19 protein-coding genes are annotated in these 16,762 nt (G+C 64.9%); 8 read left to right on the forward strand and 11 right to left on the reverse strand.

The window, feature by feature from the left end; all coding sequences use genetic code 11:
* Positions 1 to 2 precede the first annotated feature (2 nt).
* Together accC and aat are read left to right on the forward strand one after the other, a co-directional pair.
* A complete protein-coding gene (gene accC, locus C8J36_RS05985; RefSeq protein WP_062596603.1) occupies positions 3 to 1,352 on the forward strand; it encodes an acetyl-CoA carboxylase biotin carboxylase subunit in 1,350 nt (449 codons plus the stop codon).
* A gap of 126 nt (positions 1,353 to 1,478) precedes the next feature.
* On the forward strand, positions 1,479 to 2,093 hold the full coding sequence (aat, locus tag C8J36_RS05990) for a leucyl/phenylalanyl-tRNA--protein transferase (protein WP_062596604.1): 615 nt from the start codon (positions 1,479 to 1,481) through the stop codon (positions 2,091 to 2,093).
* Positions 2,094 to 2,158: 65 nt separating this feature from the next.
* Here aat and C8J36_RS05995 read toward each other — a convergent pair whose 3' ends face one another.
* The 5 genes from C8J36_RS05995 to C8J36_RS06015 all read right to left on the reverse strand — a co-directional run bounded on the left by C8J36_RS05995 (position 2,159) and on the right by C8J36_RS06015 (position 6,002).
* Complete coding sequence (locus C8J36_RS05995; RefSeq protein ID WP_132533927.1) at positions 2,159 to 2,611, reverse strand: DUF2155 domain-containing protein; 453 nt, start codon at positions 2,609 to 2,611, stop codon at positions 2,159 to 2,161.
* 220 nt (positions 2,612 to 2,831) lie between these two features.
* The gene (locus C8J36_RS06000; RefSeq protein WP_132533397.1) at positions 2,832 to 3,227 is read right to left on the reverse strand and encodes an NADH:ubiquinone oxidoreductase subunit NDUFA12; all 396 of its coding nucleotides are present in this window, start codon (positions 3,225 to 3,227) and stop codon (positions 2,832 to 2,834) included.
* A 123-nt stretch (positions 3,228 to 3,350) separates the two neighbouring features.
* A complete protein-coding gene (locus tag C8J36_RS06005) occupies positions 3,351 to 3,845 on the reverse strand; it encodes a GNAT family N-acetyltransferase (RefSeq protein WP_132533399.1) in 495 nt (164 codons plus the stop codon).
* Between the two features lie 2 nt (positions 3,846 to 3,847).
* Positions 3,848 to 5,350 (reverse strand): Asp-tRNA(Asn)/Glu-tRNA(Gln) amidotransferase subunit GatB, encoded by a 1,503-nt coding sequence (gene gatB, locus C8J36_RS06010; protein ID WP_132533401.1) that lies wholly within the window; start codon positions 5,348 to 5,350, stop codon positions 3,848 to 3,850.
* Positions 5,351 to 5,462: 112 nt separating this feature from the next.
* Positions 5,463 to 6,002: a GNAT family N-acetyltransferase gene (locus C8J36_RS06015; protein WP_132533403.1), complete on the reverse strand. Its 540-nt coding sequence runs from the start codon at positions 6,000 to 6,002 to the stop codon at positions 5,463 to 5,465.
* Positions 6,003 to 6,190: 188 nt separating this feature from the next.
* Here C8J36_RS06015 and C8J36_RS06020 point away from each other — a divergent pair, with 188 nt between their 5' ends.
* From C8J36_RS06020 to C8J36_RS06030, 3 genes are read left to right on the forward strand one after another with little or no spacing between them, the layout of a single operon-like run.
* Complete coding sequence (locus tag C8J36_RS06020) at positions 6,191 to 7,003, forward strand: glycosyltransferase (protein WP_132533929.1); 813 nt, start codon at positions 6,191 to 6,193, stop codon at positions 7,001 to 7,003.
* The gene (locus C8J36_RS06025) at positions 6,946 to 7,275 is read left to right on the forward strand and encodes a lipid-A-disaccharide synthase N-terminal domain-containing protein (RefSeq protein ID WP_062596609.1); all 330 of its coding nucleotides are present in this window, start codon (positions 6,946 to 6,948) and stop codon (positions 7,273 to 7,275) included. The genes C8J36_RS06020 and C8J36_RS06025 overlap by 58 nt, the downstream gene beginning before the upstream one ends.
* A 13-nt stretch (positions 7,276 to 7,288) precedes the next feature.
* Positions 7,289 to 8,776, forward strand: a complete 1,488-nt coding sequence (locus C8J36_RS06030) for a glycosyltransferase family 39 protein (RefSeq protein WP_132533405.1) — start codon at positions 7,289 to 7,291, stop codon at positions 8,774 to 8,776.
* Positions 8,777 to 8,795: 19 nt separating this feature from the next.
* Here the strand turns inward: C8J36_RS06030 and gatA are convergent, their stop codons facing one another.
* From gatA to C8J36_RS06045, 3 genes are all read right to left on the reverse strand, one after another.
* Positions 8,796 to 10,277: an Asp-tRNA(Asn)/Glu-tRNA(Gln) amidotransferase subunit GatA gene (gene gatA / locus C8J36_RS06035; RefSeq protein WP_132533407.1), complete on the reverse strand. Its 1,482-nt coding sequence runs from the start codon at positions 10,275 to 10,277 to the stop codon at positions 8,796 to 8,798.
* Between the two features lie 69 nt (positions 10,278 to 10,346).
* Positions 10,347 to 10,634 (reverse strand): Asp-tRNA(Asn)/Glu-tRNA(Gln) amidotransferase subunit GatC, encoded by a 288-nt coding sequence (gene gatC, locus C8J36_RS06040; RefSeq protein WP_062468338.1) that lies wholly within the window; start codon positions 10,632 to 10,634, stop codon positions 10,347 to 10,349.
* A 99-nt stretch (positions 10,635 to 10,733) separates the two neighbouring features.
* On the reverse strand, positions 10,734 to 11,438 hold the full coding sequence (locus tag C8J36_RS06045) for a metal-dependent hydrolase (protein ID WP_132533409.1): 705 nt from the start codon (positions 11,436 to 11,438) through the stop codon (positions 10,734 to 10,736).
* A 131-nt stretch (positions 11,439 to 11,569) separates the two neighbouring features.
* Between C8J36_RS06045 and ruvX the strand changes: the two genes are divergently transcribed.
* Positions 11,570 to 12,061, forward strand: coding sequence for a Holliday junction resolvase RuvX (gene ruvX, locus C8J36_RS06050; protein ID WP_132533411.1), 492 nt, complete (start codon positions 11,570 to 11,572; stop codon positions 12,059 to 12,061).
* Here ruvX and C8J36_RS06055 read toward each other — a convergent pair.
* The 3 genes from C8J36_RS06055 to C8J36_RS06060 all read right to left on the reverse strand — a co-directional run bounded on the left by C8J36_RS06055 (position 12,001) and on the right by C8J36_RS06060 (position 14,305).
* Entirely contained in the window at positions 12,001 to 12,336 is a 336-nt protein-coding gene (locus C8J36_RS06055; RefSeq protein WP_132533412.1) for a DUF6105 family protein, read from the reverse strand. The genes ruvX and C8J36_RS06055 overlap by 61 nt on opposite strands.
* Positions 12,333 to 12,506 carry a hypothetical protein gene (locus C8J36_RS24785; RefSeq protein ID WP_156468205.1) on the reverse strand — a complete coding sequence of 58 codons (174 nt, stop codon included), beginning with the start codon at positions 12,504 to 12,506 and terminating at the stop codon, positions 12,333 to 12,335. Before C8J36_RS24785 ends, C8J36_RS06055 begins: the two co-directional genes overlap by 4 nt.
* Positions 12,507 to 12,652: 146 nt before the next feature.
* On the reverse strand, positions 12,653 to 14,305 hold the full coding sequence (locus C8J36_RS06060; protein ID WP_207897462.1) for an acyl-CoA dehydrogenase family protein: 1,653 nt from the start codon (positions 14,303 to 14,305) through the stop codon (positions 12,653 to 12,655).
* Positions 14,306 to 14,512: 207 nt separating this feature from the next.
* Between C8J36_RS06060 and C8J36_RS06065 the strand changes: the two genes are divergently transcribed.
* Positions 14,513 to 15,472 (forward strand): aspartate carbamoyltransferase catalytic subunit, encoded by a 960-nt coding sequence (locus tag C8J36_RS06065; RefSeq protein WP_132533416.1) that lies wholly within the window; start codon positions 14,513 to 14,515, stop codon positions 15,470 to 15,472.
* Positions 15,469 to 16,755, forward strand: coding sequence for a dihydroorotase (locus C8J36_RS06070; protein WP_132533418.1), 1,287 nt, complete (start codon positions 15,469 to 15,471; stop codon positions 16,753 to 16,755). Before C8J36_RS06065 ends, C8J36_RS06070 begins: the two co-directional genes overlap by 4 nt.
* Positions 16,756 to 16,762: the final 7 nt, after the last annotated feature.

The raw sequence follows: 16,762 nt of genomic DNA on the forward strand, positions 1-16,762 counted from the left end.
CCATGCCCCTCATCTCCAAGGTTCTCATCGCCAATCGCGGCGAAATCGCGCTCCGTGTCCTTCGCGCCTGCAAGGAACTCGGTATCGCAACCGTTGCCGTGCACTCCACGGCCGACGCCGACGCCATGCATGTGCGCCTGGCGGATGAAAGCGTCTGCATCGGCCCGCCGCCCTCGCGCGACAGCTATCTGAACATCCACCAGATCGTCGCGGCCTGCGAGATCACCGGCGCGGATGCCGTCCATCCCGGCTACGGTTTTCTGTCCGAGAACGCGAAGTTCGCGGATATTCTCGATGCACACGGCATCACCTTCATCGGGCCGACCGCCGATCATATCCGCATCATGGGCGACAAGATCACCGCCAAGGAAACGGCCAAGGCACTCGGCATCCCCGTCGTGCCCGGCTCGACCGGCGAAGTGCGGCCCGAAAATGCGCTCGAGATCGCTCGCGAAATCGGCTTTCCCGTGCTGATCAAGGCGACCGCCGGTGGCGGTGGTCGCGGCATGAAGGTCGCGCGCAACGAGGACGAAGTCGAGGAGGCCGTGTCGACGGCCCGCTCGGAGGCCGCAGCCGCCTTCGGCAACGATGCCGTCTACATGGAAAAATACCTCGGCAAGCCGCGCCATATCGAGATCCAGGTCGTCGGCGATGGCGAGGGCAATGCCATCCATCTCGGCGAGCGCGACTGCTCGCTGCAGCGACGCCACCAGAAGGTCTGGGAAGAAGCCAATTCGCCCGCGCTCAACGTCGAGCAGCGCATGAAGATCGGCGAAATCTGCGCCGATGCCATGCGCAAGCTGAAATATCGCGGCGCGGGCACAGTCGAGTTCCTGTACGAAAACGGCGAGTTCTATTTCATCGAGATGAACACGCGCCTGCAGGTGGAGCATCCGATCACGGAGGCGATCACCGGCATCGATCTCGTGCACGAACAGATCCGCGTCGCCTCCGGCGCCGGTCTGTCCGTGACGCAGGACGAGATCGTTTTCCAGGGCCATGCCATCGAGTGCCGGATCAATGCCGAGGATCCGCGCACGTTCGTGCCCTCGCCCGGCACGATCACGCATTTCCATGCCCCCGGCGGTCTTGGCGTTCGCGTCGATTCGGGCGCCTATCAGGGCTACAAGATCCCCCCCTATTACGACAGCCTGATCGGCAAGCTGATCGTGCATGGACGCACCCGCGTCGAATGCATGATGCGCCTGCGACGGGTGCTTGACGAATTCGTCATCGACGGGATCAAGACGACGCTTCCGCTGTTTCAGGACCTGATCAACAATCAGGACATCGCCAACGGCGACTACGACATTCACTGGCTGGAACACTATCTCGCCCAGCCGGCGGAGTGATATCGCACCGGAGCGCTGCCGATTGCCCCTTGCGGGCGCAGCGCTCCGGCCTTCTCTATGCGTCGCCCGGTTTCGCAAAGGTCCTTCTCAGGCAGCGGAGGGAGAGGCGGCAAGCAAAGGCAGAGCATGAGAGGCAGCCGCGCCAAGCAACCGGACATCACACCCGAGCTTCTGCTGCGTGCCTATTCGATCGGCCTTTTCCCCATGGCCGATTCGGCCGACGATCCCGAAATCTTCTGGGTCGAACCCGAAATCCGCGGCGTCATCCCGCTCGATGATTTCCATGTGCCTCGCAGCCTTGCCAAGGCGATGCGACGCTCGTCCTTCACGATCCGCCGCAACACCGCGTTCGAAGCGGTCATGCAGGGCTGCGCCGCTCCGGCACCGGATCGACCGACCACCTGGATCAACGGCACCATCCGCGGCCTCTACACCGCCCTGCACGGGAAGGGTCATGCCCATTCGGTCGAGGCGTGGGACGGGGACGATCTCGTCGGCGGGCTCTACGGCGTGTCGCTCGGTGCGGCTTTCTTTGGCGAGAGCATGTTTTCCCGCCGGACAGACGCCTCCAAGATGTGTCTCGTCCACCTTGTCGAGCATCTGCGCACGCGCGGCTTCATCCTGCTCGACACCCAGTTCACCACGGAACACCTGAAGACGTTCGGCGCGATCGATGTGCCGAAGGCCGATTATGCCGACAGGCTCGCCAAGGCCGTCGCGCGGCCACACGCGCGGTTTTGACGCGCGCGAACGTTTCGATGATCTACGCTGGAAGCAGAGTACCGCTGCGGTTCGATCGGAGACCGCTATTGCGTGTTCGACGCACTGTCCGGCGGCGGCAGGTCGGACTTGGCTTTGCAGCTTTGCAGCCAGACGTCATAGACCGGATGCTCGACGGCGTTGAGGCCGGGGCTGTCCGCAAACATCCAGCCGGTGAAGATGCGACGGATCTTCCGGTCGAGGGTGATTTCCTCGACCTCGACGAAGGACGTCGTCTTCTGAGCTTCCGTATCATCGCGGCTGTAGCAGACCCGCGGCGTGACCTGTAGCGCGCCGAATTGAACGGTCTCGCCGATATAGACGTCGAACGTGGTGATACGGCCGGTGATCTTGTCGATGCCCGAGAAGACGGCCACAGGGTTGGCCAGTCGCGCAGCTTGCGTCGGCAATGCCGTCACGGCGAGAACAGACGCGGCGACGAGGAGCGACAGGCGCGCGCGGCTGGGAGACTTGCGGCAGATCGCGACTTTGCGGTTCATCGACACGGTGCGGATCTTCCTGTTCACTGCGATTTCAGTCTCCGACCCCGTCGGCATCCGGAATGCCCGGTTTTGTCGCGCAGCCGGCGCCGCCGGTAGAGCCTCTGCGGGCAGGCTGTCGCCGCGCCGGCTGCGCGGGCTTCGCCTCGCGGCTGGGTCTAGATGACAATCATGGCCGCGAGATGATGCGTCCGAAACGATGGCCGGAACCGCTGATGCCTTACGAACGCGGAGTCCAGGCGTCGTAGTCGCCGGTCACGCGCGGGCGCTCGCCGGCCTTGGCCAGCGAACCCGGCGGGCGATAGGCCTGCGACGTGCCGGTCATGTTGACGCGGTGCGGCTTCTGCCATTCGCGGGCAGCGTACGTCTCGTCGGCCGGGGAAACGTCCGTGCGGTGGTGCATCCAGCCGTGCCAGCCCGGCGGGATCGCCGTCGCCTCGGCATAGCCGTTATACATCACCCAGCGGCGGGTGCGGCCTTCGGAATCCTTGCCGCCTTCGTAATAGGTGTTACCGAGCTCGTCCTGCCCGACCTTCTTGCCAAAGCGCCAGGTGTGGAACCGGGTCCCGATCGTCGAGCCGTTCCACCAGGTGAAAATCTGCAGAAAAGTCTTCATCGAACCGTCCTTGGACCGGCACACGAAAGCCGTGCGCGGATGCCTTATCATTGCTTCTGCTTATGGCCTGCCGGGCCGGTCTTGTCCAGCCTGCGGGCGTGGCCGCACGGGTGTGTTTGCAGCCTACCGGGCGTCGGCCAGCACCTTTTCCATCTCCACCGTCGGCATGCCCCAGTCCTTTGGACCCGCACCGATCTCGGTAAAGCCATGGGCTTCGTAGAAGGCGATGGCGGGGACATTGTCGCTGACGACCTCCACCCGCATGTGCCCGGCATAGGGAAAGCAGGTTTCGAGTTCGGCGAAGAGATCGCGCGCGATCCCCTGACGCTGGAACGCCGGCAGGACGTAGAGCTGGTGGAGGACGGCGGTCTCGTGCAGCGTCGGCGACATCGACGCATAGGCCATTCCGCCGATACGCTTGCCGTCGTCGGCCACCACGAACTCGCTGTTCTTGCGCGCGAGATTTGCCTTCAGCGCCGCGACCGCGTGCCACTTGGCCGTCATCTCCGCCACCTTGTCGGCCCCATAGCGGGCGTCATAGGTCGCATGCGCCGTCTCGCCCAGAAGCGCGCTGATCGCGGCGAGGTCGCGCTCCGTGGCGGTGCGGACGAAGAACATGGCTATTCCTCAAGCCCGAGCTTCGCCTTGACCAGCGCCTGCACGGCCTGCGGGTTCGCCTTGCCGCCGGTGGACTTCATCACCTGGCCGACGAACCAGCCGGCGAGCGAGGGCTTGGCCTGAACCTTGGCCACCTGATCCGGGTTGGCGGCGATGATCTCGTCCACCGCCTTTTCGATCGCACCCGTGTCGGTGACCTGCTTCATGCCGCGGGCCTCGACGATCTCGGCCGGGTCGCCGCCCTCGGCAAAGACGATCTCGAACAATTCCTTGGCGAGCTTGCCGGAAATGACCTCGGACTTGATGAGATCGAGAATGCCGCCGAGCTGAGCCGGGGAAACCGGAGTCTCTTCAATGCCTTTGCCGGCTTTGTTCAAGGCGCCCAGCAGGTCGTTGATCACCCAGTTGGCCGCCGCCTTGCCGTCGCGGCCCGCGGCGACGGCTTCGAAATAGTCGGCAATCGCCTTTTCCGACACCAGAACGGAGGCGTCATAGATCGACAGGCCGAGATCGCGCACGAAGCGTTCCTTCTTGTCGTCCGGCAGTTCCGGCAGATCGACCCTCAGTGCGGCGACGAAGGCCTCGTCGAATTCGAGCGGCAGAAGATCCGGGTCGGGGAAGTAGCGGTAATCATGCGCATCTTCCTTGGAGCGCATGGAGCGCGTCTCGCCCTTGTTCGGGTCGAACAGGCGTGTCTCCTGGTCGATCTTGCCGCCGTCCTCGAGAATCGCGATCTGGCGACGCGCTTCGTATTCGATCGACTGACCGATGAAACGGATGGAGTTGACGTTCTTGATCTCGCAGCGCGTGCCGAATGCGGCGCCGGGACGGCGCACGGAGACGTTGACGTCGGCGCGCATGGAGCCTTCGTCCATGTTGCCGTCGCAGGTGCCGAGATAGCGCACGATCGAGCGCAGCTTCGTCATATAGGCCTTCGCCTCGTCGGACGAGCGCATGTCGGGCTTCGACACGATCTCCATCAGCGCAACGCCCGAGCGGTTGAGATCGACATAGGACATCGTCGGATGCTGGTCGTGCATCGACTTGCCGGCGTCCTGCTCGAGATGCAGGCGCTCGATGCCGATTTCGATGTCCTCGAAATTGCCCTGGCGGTCGGGGCCGAGCGAGATGACGATCTTGCCTTCGCCGACGATCGGATCCTTGAACTGCGAGATCTGGTAGCCCTGCGGCAGGTCGGGATAGAAATAGTTCTTCCGGTCGAAGATCGAACGATGGTTGATCTGCGCCTTCAGGCCGAGGCCGGTGCGGACCGCCTGGCGAACGCATTCCTCGTTGATCACAGGCAGCATGCCCGGCATGGCCGCATCGACCAGCGAGACGTTTGCGTTGGCCGCATTGCCGAAGGTCGTGGACGCGCCCGAAAAGAGTTTTGAATTGCTCGTGACCTGGGCGTGCACCTCCATGCCGACGATCACTTCCCAATCGCCAGTGGCGCCGGGGATGAAGCGTTTCGGATCGGGGGTACGGACGTCGACAAGGGTCATGGCAGCTCTCGGTTCTTTCGCAGGCGGACAGCCCGTTCGGTAAAACATCTATACCGGCGTTGCAAGGCTCGCAGCGTCGAGAGGGTCGCGGCCGCGCCGCCATTCACCGCCATCACGCGCCCGCGCCCGAGGCACCGTAGACGCCGTCCTCGCCCTCATCCGTGATAATCAGCGACTTCCTCAGACCGATCTGCTCGACATCGCGATCGAGCCGGGCGGCGTAGCGCGTCGAGAGCCAGGCGACGCGAAAGCCGCGCTTGGCAAAGAAACCGAGTGCCGCCGCGTTGTCCACGTGGGTCGCAGCCTCGGCGACATCCGTTCCCTCGGAGAGAATCTCGGCCTCAAGCGCATCCATCAGGCGGGTCCCCACTCCCTGCCGCTGAAAGTCGGGACGAATCCAGAAATCCGTGATCGTGCCGTCCGGTCGTTCGCAGGCGGCCCAGCCGATCACCATTCCCTCCACTTCCGCAACGTGGATCCGGTACCAGCGCGTTCGTGCGAAGCCGAGAAAGGCGAAATGCGCAATTTCCTGCATGGACACGCTGTCGGCTGTGGCGGCATCGACACCGACAATCGCGCTTTCCCAGGCCGCGAGCCCGATATCGGCCAGCAGCGAAGCCTCGTCCTCCCGCGCGACCCGGATCGTCGTCACGATCGCATTCCTCTGCTCCGCAAGCGGCCCTTTTCCGCGAGCCTGCAAGTTTGCCATGCGCTCCGGGTGAACTCAAGGACCGCGCGTCTGACATAAAAGCTTTATGAAACCACCCTAATATGACCTTTGAAAACGTCCGTCATTCCGATCGGCGTCGCTTTTCCGTGATTGCCGATATCGAGACGTTCATGCGGGCCATCCCATCCTCTGCGCAGCCTCCGGTCGCCAGCATCGTCGTTCCCATGAAGAACGAGGCCGGGAATGTGCGTCTGCTCGTGGCCGAAATCGAGCACGCCTGTCGCGACATGGCCTTCGAGGCGATCTTCGTGGACGACGGCTCGACGGATGCGACGCGGACCCAAGTCCTTGCCGCCATGGCGAGCCGCCCGTGGCTGCGGCTCATCGTGCACGCCCGCTCGGGCGGGCAATCGGCGGCCGTCCATTCCGGCGTTCTGGCCGCCCGCGCGGCGCTCGTCTGCACGCTCGACGGCGACGGACAGAACCCTCCGTCCGAAATCCCGCATCTTCTGGCACCCTTTCTCGTGCCCGGCCGCCCGGAGATGTTGGGGCTGGTGGCGGGACAGCGCGTGAACCGGGCCGATACGCTGTCGAAGCGCGTCGCGTCGCGCCTTGCAAACGGCATCCGCGCCCGCGTCCTTTCCGACGCCACGCGGGACACCGGCTGCGGGCTCAAGGCCTTCCGGCGCGACGTCTTTCTGGCGCTGCCGTTCTTCAACCATATGCATCGCTACCTGCCGGCGCTGGTCGCCGCGCAGGGGTTTACGCTGGCCCATGTCGATGTTGCACATCGACCGCGCCATGCGGGGGCCTCGAACTACACCAATCTGCAACGCGCGCTGGTCGGGCTCCATGATCTCGTCGGCGTCGCCTGGCTGATCCGGCGCCGCAAGACCGTACAGCCCGAAGAACAAGGCGCTCTTTCATGCATGACATTCTTGTCTTCTTTGGAATCGATTCCGCGACGGATCTCGCTTGGCTGATCGTGGGTCTGTTTGCGCAGACCATGTTCTCGCTGCGCTTCATCATCCAGTGGCTGAGTTCCGAGAAGGAGAAGCGCTCGGTCATTCCGCACGCCTTCTGGTGGTTCTCGCTGTTCGGCGGCCTGACGCTGCTTGCCTACGGCCTCCATCGCCGCGAACCCGTGCTGATTCTCGGGCAGGCCATGGGCGTGGTGATCTATGCGCGCAACATCGTCCTCATCCACCGCAGTCACCGCGACGAGACCGGGCAAGCGCTTGCCCTGAAGCCCTGATGCACCACACTCGATGACGCAGAACCGCGCCATGCTCCTGATCGTCGCGCTGACGGTCTATCGCGTCCTGCTGCTGGCCTTCGACCGGACCGACCTCTTCGTCGACGAGGCGCAATACTGGATGTGGTCGCGCGATCTCGCCTTCGGCTATTTCTCGAAACCGCCGATGATCGCCTGGGTGATCCACCTGACGACGGCGCTGGGGGGATCGGACAGTCGCTTCTGGATCCGGCTTTCCGCGCCCCTCGTGCATGGGGCCACGGCCGCGATCGTCATGGCCTTTGCGAGGGCCGTCACGGGCTCGCCGCGGATCGCCGCCTGGTCGGGTGCAAGCTTCGTCACCCTGCCGGGGGTCGCGCTCTCCTCGGTGTTCGTCTCGACCGATACGATCCTGCTTTTCTTCTACGCCCTCGCCGCCCTCGCCGCGGCCCGCTTGGGCCTCCACCTCGCTGCGCGAAGGCGCACGCCCGCAGCCAGCGACGATCCGGTCAACGGACCTCGCCCGGCCGTGGGTATCGCCCTGGCCATCGGGCTCGGCCTCGCGATCGGGCTCGGTCTGTTGTCGAAATACGCGATGCTCTATTTCCCGGCCACGGCTGCCCTCGCCGCGGTGGTCATGCCGCACGCGCGGATGCGCCGGCAGCATGCAGCCATCGCCGGGCTGGTGGCGTGTCTGACGGTTCTGCCGAATCTCCTGTGGAATGCGCGGCATGGCGGAGCGACCTTCCGGCATACCTCCGACAATATCGGATGGACCGGCCCTTATTTTCATGCCGATCGGGCGGTGGAGTTCCTCGCCGCGCAGTTCGGTGTGGTCGGCCCGGTCGTGTTCGCAGCCATGATCGCTGCCCTGAGTCTCGTTCTGCGCGGTCGCGCCGGTCCTTCGGATCGCCACCTCGCGCTCCTCTCATGGCCGATCGTCGGCCTGCTCGTCGTGCAGGCGCTGATGTCACGCGCCTATGCGAACTGGGCGGCAACGGCCTATGTGGCCGGCGTGGTTCTCGCGGTTGCGTATCTGGATGCAAACTGGAAGAAAGGGTTGCGGATCAGCCTCGCCGTCAACGGTTCGGTTGCCCTCGCGCTGCCTCTCCTCTGCGCCTTTCCGCAAACGCACCTGCCGGGGCAGCCGCCCATCCTCAACCGCTACCTCGGGCGCAGCGCGCTGAGCCTGTCCCTGGCAGCGCAGGCCCGGGCGGAAGGGCTGACGACGATCGTGGCGGACAACCGCGATGTTCTCGCGGATCTCGTCTACACCCTCCGCGGTTCGGAGATCGCGGTTCGGGCTCGGCCGACGGGCACCGCGCCGCGCAACAGCTACGAGCAGGACATGACGTACGATCCCTCACAGGATGCTGCGCGCGTCCTCTTGGTCGCAGAGGTGCCCCTCGCCTGCCCGTCCGACACGCCTGTCGCTCTGCCGCCCATCCGACCGGAGAACGGGTTCATGGCGAACCGCGCTCTGCTGCCCTATGTCGTGGACGGCAGGTGCCTCACACCCTGACGTCGTCAGCGCTCGCTCGTTACCACCACTTCGACGGCGAAAAGCGTCCGGCGGCCTGCTCGATGACATGCGCCGTCTTGAACAGCGTTTCCTCCTCGAACGGCTTGCCGATCAGCTGGAGGCCGAGGGGCAGGCCCTTGGCGTCGAGGCCGGCGGGAACGGCGATGCCCGGCAGGCCCGCCATGTTGACCGTCACGGTGAAGATGTCGTTAAGGTACATCTTGACCGGATCGGCCGCGAGCTCCTGGTCGGCAATGCCGAAGGCGGAGGACGGCGTTGCCGGCGTGAGGATCGCATCGACGCCGGCGTGGAAGGCTGTCTCGAAGTCGCGCTTGATCAGCGTGCGGACCTTCTGGGCGCGCAGGTAATAGGCGTCGTAATAGCCGGCCGAGAGCACATAGGTGCCGATCATGATACGGCGCTTGACCTCCTGGCCGAAGCCGGCCGCGCGTGTCTGCTCATACATGTCGGCAATGTCCTTGCCGTCGACGCGCAGGCCGTAGCGCACGCCATCATAACGCGCGAGGTTGGAGGACGCCTCGGCCGGCGCGACGATGTAGTAGGCCGGCAGCGCATATTTCGTGTGCGGCAGAGAGATCTCGACGATCTCGGCACCGGCGTCCTTCAGCCAGGCGATGCCCTGGCGCCAGAGCGCTTCGATCTCTTCCGGCATGCCTTCGACGCGATATTCAGCGGGAATGCCGATCTTCATGCCCTTGAGCGAACCGCCCAGAGCTTTTTCGTAATCCGGCACCGGCAGATCGACCGAGGTCGTGTCCTTGGCATCGACGCTCGCCATGGATTTCAGCAGGATCGCCGCATCGCGCACGTCGCGCGCGATCGGGCCGGCCTGATCCAGTGACGAGGCGAACGCGACGATGCCCCAGCGCGAGCAGCGGCCATAGGTCGGCTTGATACCGACCGTGCCGGTAAAGGCCGCCGGCTGGCGGATCGAGCCGCCGGTATCGGTGGCGGTGGCACCGGCGCAGAGGAACGCCGCAACGGCTGCGGCCGACCCCCCCGACGAGCCGCCCGGCACCAGATCGGCATTGGAGCCGTTGGCGCGCCAGGGGTTCTTCACCGGGCCGTAATAGGAGCTTTCGTTGGAGGAGCCCATGGCGAACTCGTCCATGTTGAGCTTGCCGAGCATGACGGCGCCGTCGTTCCAGAGGTTCTGGGTGACGGTCGATTCGTAGCGCGGCTCGAACCCGTCGAGAATGTGGCTGCAGGCCTGCGTGTGCACGCCCTCGGTGCCGAACAGGTCCTTGATGCCGAGCGGGATGCCTTCCAGCGCGCCGGCCTTGCCGGCCGCCAGCCGCGCATCGGAGGCCTTGGCCATTGCGCGCGCCTTGTCCGGCGTCACCTTGATATAGGCGTTGAGAGCCTCGTTCGCCGCGTCGATGGCGGAGAGATAGGCGTCGGTCAGTTCGACGGCCGTGATGTCGCGGGCGGCCAGACGGTCGCGGGCTTCGGCGATGGTGAGGTGGGTGAGTTCGGTCATGGCGGACGGGACTTTCGGAAAACGACAGACGGGCGAAACGGTCTTCAGTGCGGGCGCGGGACGATCGGTCTATTCGACGACCTTCGGCACGAGGAAGAAGTTCCGGTCGGAATTCGGCGCATTGGCGACGATGTCGTCGGCCTTGTCGCCGTCGGTCACGACGTCCTCGCGCTTCTTCATCGCCATCGGCGTGACGGAGGTCATGGGTTCGACGCCGGAGACATCGACCTCGCCGAGCTGTTCGACGAAGCCGAGAATCGCATTCAGCTCGCCGGTCATGCGGTTGGCATCGTCTTCGCTGACGGCGATGCGGGCGAGATGCGCGACGCGCTTGACGGTGGCGAGATCGACGGACATGGCGGACTCCGGGCCTGACGGGAAACGATCCCCCGCTATACTGACCACGACGGATGCGCGCAACGGGGGATTAGGGCCAAGTCCGCCTTGCCGGCGGGATCAGACCGTGACGACGCCGCCAACCGAGGGAACTTCGACCTTCGTGCTGGCCGGCTCCATCGCGGCGACGAAGAGGTCCGGGGTCTGATCGACGATGGCGAACGAGCCGTAATGGCAGGGCAGCACGGTCGCGAACTTGAAGTAGCGCTGGCAGGCGAGTGCGGCGACGGCGCCGCCCATCGTAAAGCGATCGCCGATCGGCACGAGGCCGATATCGGGCTGGTGCAGTTCCTGGATCAGCGCCATGTCCGAGAAGATGTCGGTGTCGCCCATATGGTAGAGCGTCGGGGCATCGTCGAAATGCAGCACGAGGCCGTTGGCATTGCCGAGCGAATGCGAAACGCCGTCCTCGGTGATCTGAGCCGAGGAATGCAGGGCGTTGACGAAGGTCGAGGAAAACCCCTTGAGATGGATCGTGCCGCCGGTATTGCCCATTTCGAGCGCGGAGACGCCCCGCGAGCCGAGCCATGTCGCGAGATCCGCATTGGCGACGACGGTCGCGCCGGTTTCCTTGGCGAGCGCGATCGTGTCCCCCACATGGTCGCCATGGCCGTGGGTGAGCAGGATATAGTCGAGGCCGGCGGCCGCGTCCTTCCGGGTCGATTCGTCGAAGGACGGGTTGCCCGTGAAGAACGGGTCGATCAGGATCTTGGCCTTTGTGGTTTCGATGTGGAAAGCGGAATGGCCGAGCCATTTGATCTTCATGACATATCTCCTGTCATCGGGTGCAGGCGCGCCCTGACCACCCGCGCACAAAACCGCGCTGGTGAAATCGGTGCCCGCGGAGCATATGGAACATCGACAGGCAAAGACAAAGGCCGACAGAGAGGATTTCCATGAGCGTGATGACCATCGAGGAACTTGCGAACGCTTTGCCGCCGCGTGGCGCGGTCGCCGGGCTCGACCTCGGCACGAAGACCATCGGCCTTTCGGTCTCGGACCTTGGCCGGGGGCTGGCAACGCCGAGAACCGTCATCAAGCGCGTCAAGTTCACCATCGATGCGGACGTGCTGCTGGCCTTTGCCGACAAGGAGAAGATCGCCGCCTTCATCATCGGTCTGCCGGTCAACATGGATGGATCGCATGGGCCGCGCGCCCAGGCAACGCGCGCTTTCGTGCGCAACATGGAGCAGAAGACCGCCCTGCCCTTCGTCTATTGGGACGAGCGGCTTTCGACGGTGGCCGCCGAGCGGACGTTGATCGAGATGGACGTCTCCCGCGCCAAGCGGGCGGAGCGCATCGATTCGGCGGCCGCGTCCTTCATTCTTCAGGGCGCGCTGGACAGGCTGACGTCGCTTGTACGGGCTGCGGCCTCCGTGGACGACTGAGCCCTGCGGTTTCGGTACCAGGCGAGAATGGCCTTGCGCTTGCGGAGCGCGACGAGGCCGAAGACGATGAAGCTGTCGAAGATCATGGCGCGGGCGACGAGCGGCGGGATGGACTTCGGGTCGATACCGAGCACGTTGCCGTAGATCTGGAACACAAGATCGTTCGCCTCGCGCGAGAGCATGAAGATCCCGAAATTGATGTCGTTGTAGGAGAGCGTGTACCAGCTCGTCAGGAACAGGACGGGCCCACCCCACAAGATCAGAAGCCATTTCATGCCCGGTCTCCCTTCAAGAATGCCGCGCCGCGGGCTTTCCACGCAGCGACCGTGGCCAGCACTCGCGCAGCGACGACGCAGACGAGCAGGACGAGCGCCGGTATGGCCACGTCCAGCGTGACGGCTGCGAAGATCGACATGGGAATGAACGTCAGGACTGCGCGCATCATGCGGGCTCCGTGCGGCTACGATAACCAACACATGGATCGTTAACCTTGACGAGGCAACGTCAACCTTTCGTTAAGGTTAACGGCTTGGCATCGCGTGAAGAGACCGCGCACGGTGCAGGCCTTGGGGAGCCTGTCGCGCGGAGGCTTCAGCTTGAGGCGGGATAGAGGAGATCGACGATGATCGCGCTGTCGAAACGCGAATCGAGCATGCCATAGGTCGAGCGCCAGCCGGCGGCAAGCCGGGATTCCATGAAGGCGTCGGCGATCCGGCCGGCACCGAGCCGGTAGAGTTCGGCCGCGGCGGCCGCGAGCGCCAGCTGTTCGACCAGCAGGCGTGCCGCCCCTTCATCACGTTCGCAGAGCAGAATCGCGGCGCGCAGCACGTCGATGGTCTTTCGCGCGGCGGGACCGAGGTCGCGGCCGATGATCTCGAACAGCGCTTCGAACAGCTCGCGCCCGCGCTTCAGGACGCGCAGCACGTCGAGCGCCATCACATTGCCGGAGCCCTCCCAGATCGCGTTGACCGGCGCTTCCCGGTAATGTCGCGCGATCGGGCGCTCCTCGACATAGCCATTGCCGCCCAGGCACTCCATCGCCTCGGCGATCAGGGTCGGCGCCGTCTTGCACACCCAGTATTTGACGACCGGCGTCATGATGCGGGCATAGGCCGCTTCTTCCGCACTGTCGCGGGCGCGGTCGAAAGCGTCGGCAAGGCGGAAGGACAGCGCGCTGGCCGCGGCCACGTCCAGCGCCATGTCGGCCAGCACCCGCGTCATCATCGGCTGCGCCACCAGCGGGCGACCGAGCACGGAGCGTCCGCGGGTGTGGTGCACGGCTTCGGCAAGGCTCGCCCGCATCATGCCCGCCGAGGACAAGGCACAATCGAGCCGCGTCAGCGTGACCATGTCGAGGATCGTGGTGATGCCGGCATCCGGGGCGCCCAGGATGAAGCCGAAGGTTTCGGAAAACTCGACCTCGGAGGAGGCATTGGAGCGATTGCCGAGCTTGTCTTTCAGCCGCTGGAACCGGAGGCCATTGGCCGATCCGTCTTCCAGAAGGCGCGGCACGAGAAAGCAGCCGAGGCCTTCGCGTGTCTGGGCCAGCATGACGAAGGCGTCGCTCATCGGCGCGGACATGAACCATTTGTGGCCGGACAGCCGGTAGATCCCCTCGCCCACCCGCTCGGCGGTGGACACGTTGGCGCGGACATCGGTGCCGCCCTGCTTTTCCGTCATGCCCATGCCGACGGTGACGGTGGATTTTTGCATGAAAGGGCGATTGGAGGCGTCGTACTTGCGCGACAGGATCTTCGGCGCCCATTCCTTCTGCACCATCGGCGTCGCGGCCATGGCGGCCAGAGAGGCACTGGTCATCGTCAGCGGGCAGAGATGTCCGCTTTCGAGCTGCGCGGTCAGGTAGAAGCGGATGGCGCGGGCCTTGTGCGCATGGCCGCGTTCGTCGGGAATGTTTTCCCAGACCGAGGAATGCAGGCCCGCCGTCATCGACCGACGCATCAAAGCGTGCCAGGCAGGGTGGAAATCCACCACATCCAGCCGCTCGCCGCGCGGCCCGTGGGTGCGCAGCTGCGGCACGCCCTGGTTGGCCATGCGGGCGAGATCCTGCGCTTCGGGCGAGGTCACGTAGCGCCCGAGCCCGTCGAAATCGTCGCGCAAGGCCTTCGGCAGCCCGCTCGCGACGTCGGTCAGCAGCGGATCGGAACGATAGGCATTGATGCCCGACCAGGGTTTCGGCTGGTTAAGGTCGTCAAGCGTCTGGTCGGGTCGAGTCGCGGTCATGATCCGGTTCTAGCCGAAGTGCGGAGGGTTAGGAACAGTACGGCAAGCGCCCTCCCGCAAAATCGATTGCAGCCCTGCAGGAAGCCTTCGTCTCCACCGGATGGGAGCCCCGCAAGCTTTGTCCTCAGCTGTTCGCACGCGCTGCCTTGCCGCTCACCCCGACAGGCTCTATAGAGCGCGGCAACGCGACCATCTGAAGGCGGGCTTCCCATGGATTTCTTTCCGCATCGCCATCTTCTCGGCATCAAGGGCCTGAACGAGCGCGATATCACCGGACTTCTGGATCTGGCGGACGAGGCGGTGAAAATCTCCCGCCAGCGCGAGAAGAAGACCTCGACGCTCCGTGGCCTGACCCAGATCAATCTGTTCTTCGAAGCCTCCACCCGGACGCAATCCTCCTTCGAGCTTGCCGGAAAGCGGTTGGGCGCCGACGTCATGAACATGTCGGTCGGCAATTCCTCGGTGAAAAAGGGCGAAACGCTCATCGATACCGCGATGACGCTGAATGCCATGCATCCCGATGTGCTGGTCGTGCGCCATTCCTCGGCCGGTGCCGCAGCCCTTCTCGCGCAAAAAGTCTCCTGCTCGGTGATCAACGCCGGCGACGGCCAGCATGAGCATCCGACCCAGGCGCTGCTCGATGCGCTGACCATCCGGCGGGCCAAGGGCAAGCTGTCGCGCATCATCGTCGCCATCTGCGGCGACGTGCTGCATTCGCGCGTTGCCCGGTCCAACATTCTGCTTCTCAACCAGATGGGCGCCCGGGTGCGCGTCGTCGCGCCGGCAACCCTTCTGCCGGCCGGCATCGCCGAGATGGGCGCGGAGGTCTACCACTCGATGGAAGAAGGCCTGAAGGACGCGGATGTCGTGATGATGCTGCGGCTGCAGCGCGAGCGCATGGCCGGCGCCTTCGTGCCCTCGGTGCGCGAATACTTCCGCTATTACGGCCTCGACGCGGAAAAGCTGAAGGCTGCCAAAGAGGATGCGCTCGTCATGCATCCCGGCCCCATGAACCGCGGCGTCGAGATCGCCTCCGAGATTGCCGACGGCCCGCAGAGCGTGATCGAGCAGCAGGTCGAGATGGGCGTCGCCGTCCGCATGGCCGTGATGGAGGCGCTGCTCGTCTCCCAGCACCAGGGCGGCCTCAACAACCAGGGTTCCCGCGCATGACCGATCTCGTCCTCACCAACCTGCGCATCATCGATCCCTCCCGCAACCTCGATGAAACCGGCACGATCGTCGTTCGCGACGGCGTGATCCTGGCCGCCGGCAGCGACGCGGCCCATCAGGGTTCTCCCGACGGCGCGACCGTGCAGGATTGCCGCGGCCTGATCGCCGTGCCGGGTCTTGTCGATGCGCGCGTCTTCGTCGGCGAACCCGGTGCCGAACATCGCGAAACGATCGCCTCGGCAGCCCAGGCGGCCGCCGTCGGCGGTATCACCTCCTTCATCGCCATGCCGGATACCGACCCCGTCATCGACGATATCGCGCTGGTCGAGTTCGTCATGAAGACGGCGCGCGACAAGGCCGTCGTCCACGTCTATCCGGCGGCGGCCCTGACAAAGGGGCTTCACGGCACCGAGATGACCGAATTCGGACTTCTCAGCGAGGCCGGCGCGGTCTGCTTCACCAACGGGCGCGAGGCCCTGCACGATACGCTCGTGCTGCGCCGCGCGATGACCTACGCCCGCGAGTTCGGCATGGTCATCGCGCTGGAATCGCGCGACAAATATCTGGGCGCCGGCGGTGTCATGAACGAGGGATTGCTCGCAAGCTGGCTGGGCCTGGCCGGGGTGCCGCGGGAGGCTGAAATCATTCCGCTGGAGCGCGACCTGCGCGTCGCCGGTCTCACCCGCGCCGCCTATCACGCCGCCAAGATCTCGCTGCCGGAATCGGTCGATGCCATCACGGCGGCGAAGGCGCGCGGCGTCAACGTCACCTCGGGCATCTCGATCAACCATCTGTCGCTCAACGAGAACGACATCGGGGAATACCGGACCTTCTTCAAGGTAACGCCGCCGCTGCGCGGCGAGGATGACCGGAAGGCCATGGTTCAAGCCCTGGCGGACGGGCGGATCGACATCATCGTCTCCTCGCACGATCCGCAGGACGTCGACACCAAGCGCCTGCCCTTCGCCGACGCCGCCGACGGCGCGATCGGTCTGGAAACGATGCTGGCCGCAGCCCTGCGGCTGTATCACAGCGGCGAAGTGCCGCTGATGCGCCTGATCGACGCGCTCTCCACCCGCCCGGCACAGATCTTCGGGCTCGATGCCGGCACGCTGAAGCCCGGCGCGCGGGCCGATATCACGCTGATCGATCTCGACGAGCCCTGGGTGGTCGCCAAGGAAGCGATCATCTCGCGCTCGAAAAATACGCCGTTCGAAAATGCCCGCTTTACGGGCCGCGCGGTTCGCACCTATGTTGCGGGAAAGTGCGTGCACAGCCTGTAGGCTCCGG

Origin of the sequence: Rhizobium sp. PP-F2F-G48 (assembly GCF_004342335.1) — a bacterium.
Lineage (GTDB): Bacteria > Pseudomonadota > Alphaproteobacteria > Rhizobiales > Rhizobiaceae > Ferranicluibacter.

Excerpts from the sequence above, each read along its gene's own strand:
- accC (WP_062596603.1), top strand. The coding sequence starts at position 3 with ATGCCCCTCATCTCCAAGGTTCTCATCGCCAATCGCGGCGAAATCGCG.
- aat (WP_062596604.1), top strand. The coding sequence starts at position 1,479 with ATGAGAGGCAGCCGCGCCAAGCAACCGGACATCACACCCGAGCTTCTG.
- C8J36_RS05995 (WP_132533927.1), bottom strand. The coding sequence starts at position 2,611 with ATGAACCGCAAAGTCGCGATCTGCCGCAAGTCTCCCAGCCGCGCGCGC.
- C8J36_RS06000 (WP_132533397.1), bottom strand. The coding sequence starts at position 3,227 with ATGAAGACTTTTCTGCAGATTTTCACCTGGTGGAACGGCTCGACGATC.
- C8J36_RS06005 (WP_132533399.1), bottom strand. The coding sequence starts at position 3,845 with ATGTTCTTCGTCCGCACCGCCACGGAGCGCGACCTCGCCGCGATCAGC.
- gatB (WP_132533401.1), bottom strand. The coding sequence starts at position 5,350 with ATGACCCTTGTCGACGTCCGTACCCCCGATCCGAAACGCTTCATCCCC.
- C8J36_RS06020 (WP_132533929.1), top strand. The coding sequence starts at position 6,191 with ATGCGGGCCATCCCATCCTCTGCGCAGCCTCCGGTCGCCAGCATCGTC.
- C8J36_RS06025 (WP_062596609.1), top strand. The coding sequence starts at position 6,946 with ATGCATGACATTCTTGTCTTCTTTGGAATCGATTCCGCGACGGATCTC.
- C8J36_RS06030 (WP_132533405.1), top strand. The coding sequence starts at position 7,289 with ATGACGCAGAACCGCGCCATGCTCCTGATCGTCGCGCTGACGGTCTAT.
- gatA (WP_132533407.1), bottom strand. The coding sequence starts at position 10,277 with ATGACCGAACTCACCCACCTCACCATCGCCGAAGCCCGCGACCGTCTG.
- gatC (WP_062468338.1), bottom strand. The coding sequence starts at position 10,634 with ATGTCCGTCGATCTCGCCACCGTCAAGCGCGTCGCGCATCTCGCCCGC.
- C8J36_RS06045 (WP_132533409.1), bottom strand. The coding sequence starts at position 11,438 with ATGAAGATCAAATGGCTCGGCCATTCCGCTTTCCACATCGAAACCACA.
- ruvX (WP_132533411.1), top strand. The coding sequence starts at position 11,570 with ATGAGCGTGATGACCATCGAGGAACTTGCGAACGCTTTGCCGCCGCGT.
- C8J36_RS06055 (WP_132533412.1), bottom strand. The coding sequence starts at position 12,336 with ATGAAATGGCTTCTGATCTTGTGGGGTGGGCCCGTCCTGTTCCTGACG.
- C8J36_RS24785 (WP_156468205.1), bottom strand. The coding sequence starts at position 12,506 with ATGATGCGCGCAGTCCTGACGTTCATTCCCATGTCGATCTTCGCAGCC.
- C8J36_RS06065 (WP_132533416.1), top strand. The coding sequence starts at position 14,513 with ATGGATTTCTTTCCGCATCGCCATCTTCTCGGCATCAAGGGCCTGAAC.
- C8J36_RS06070 (WP_132533418.1), top strand. The coding sequence starts at position 15,469 with ATGACCGATCTCGTCCTCACCAACCTGCGCATCATCGATCCCTCCCGC.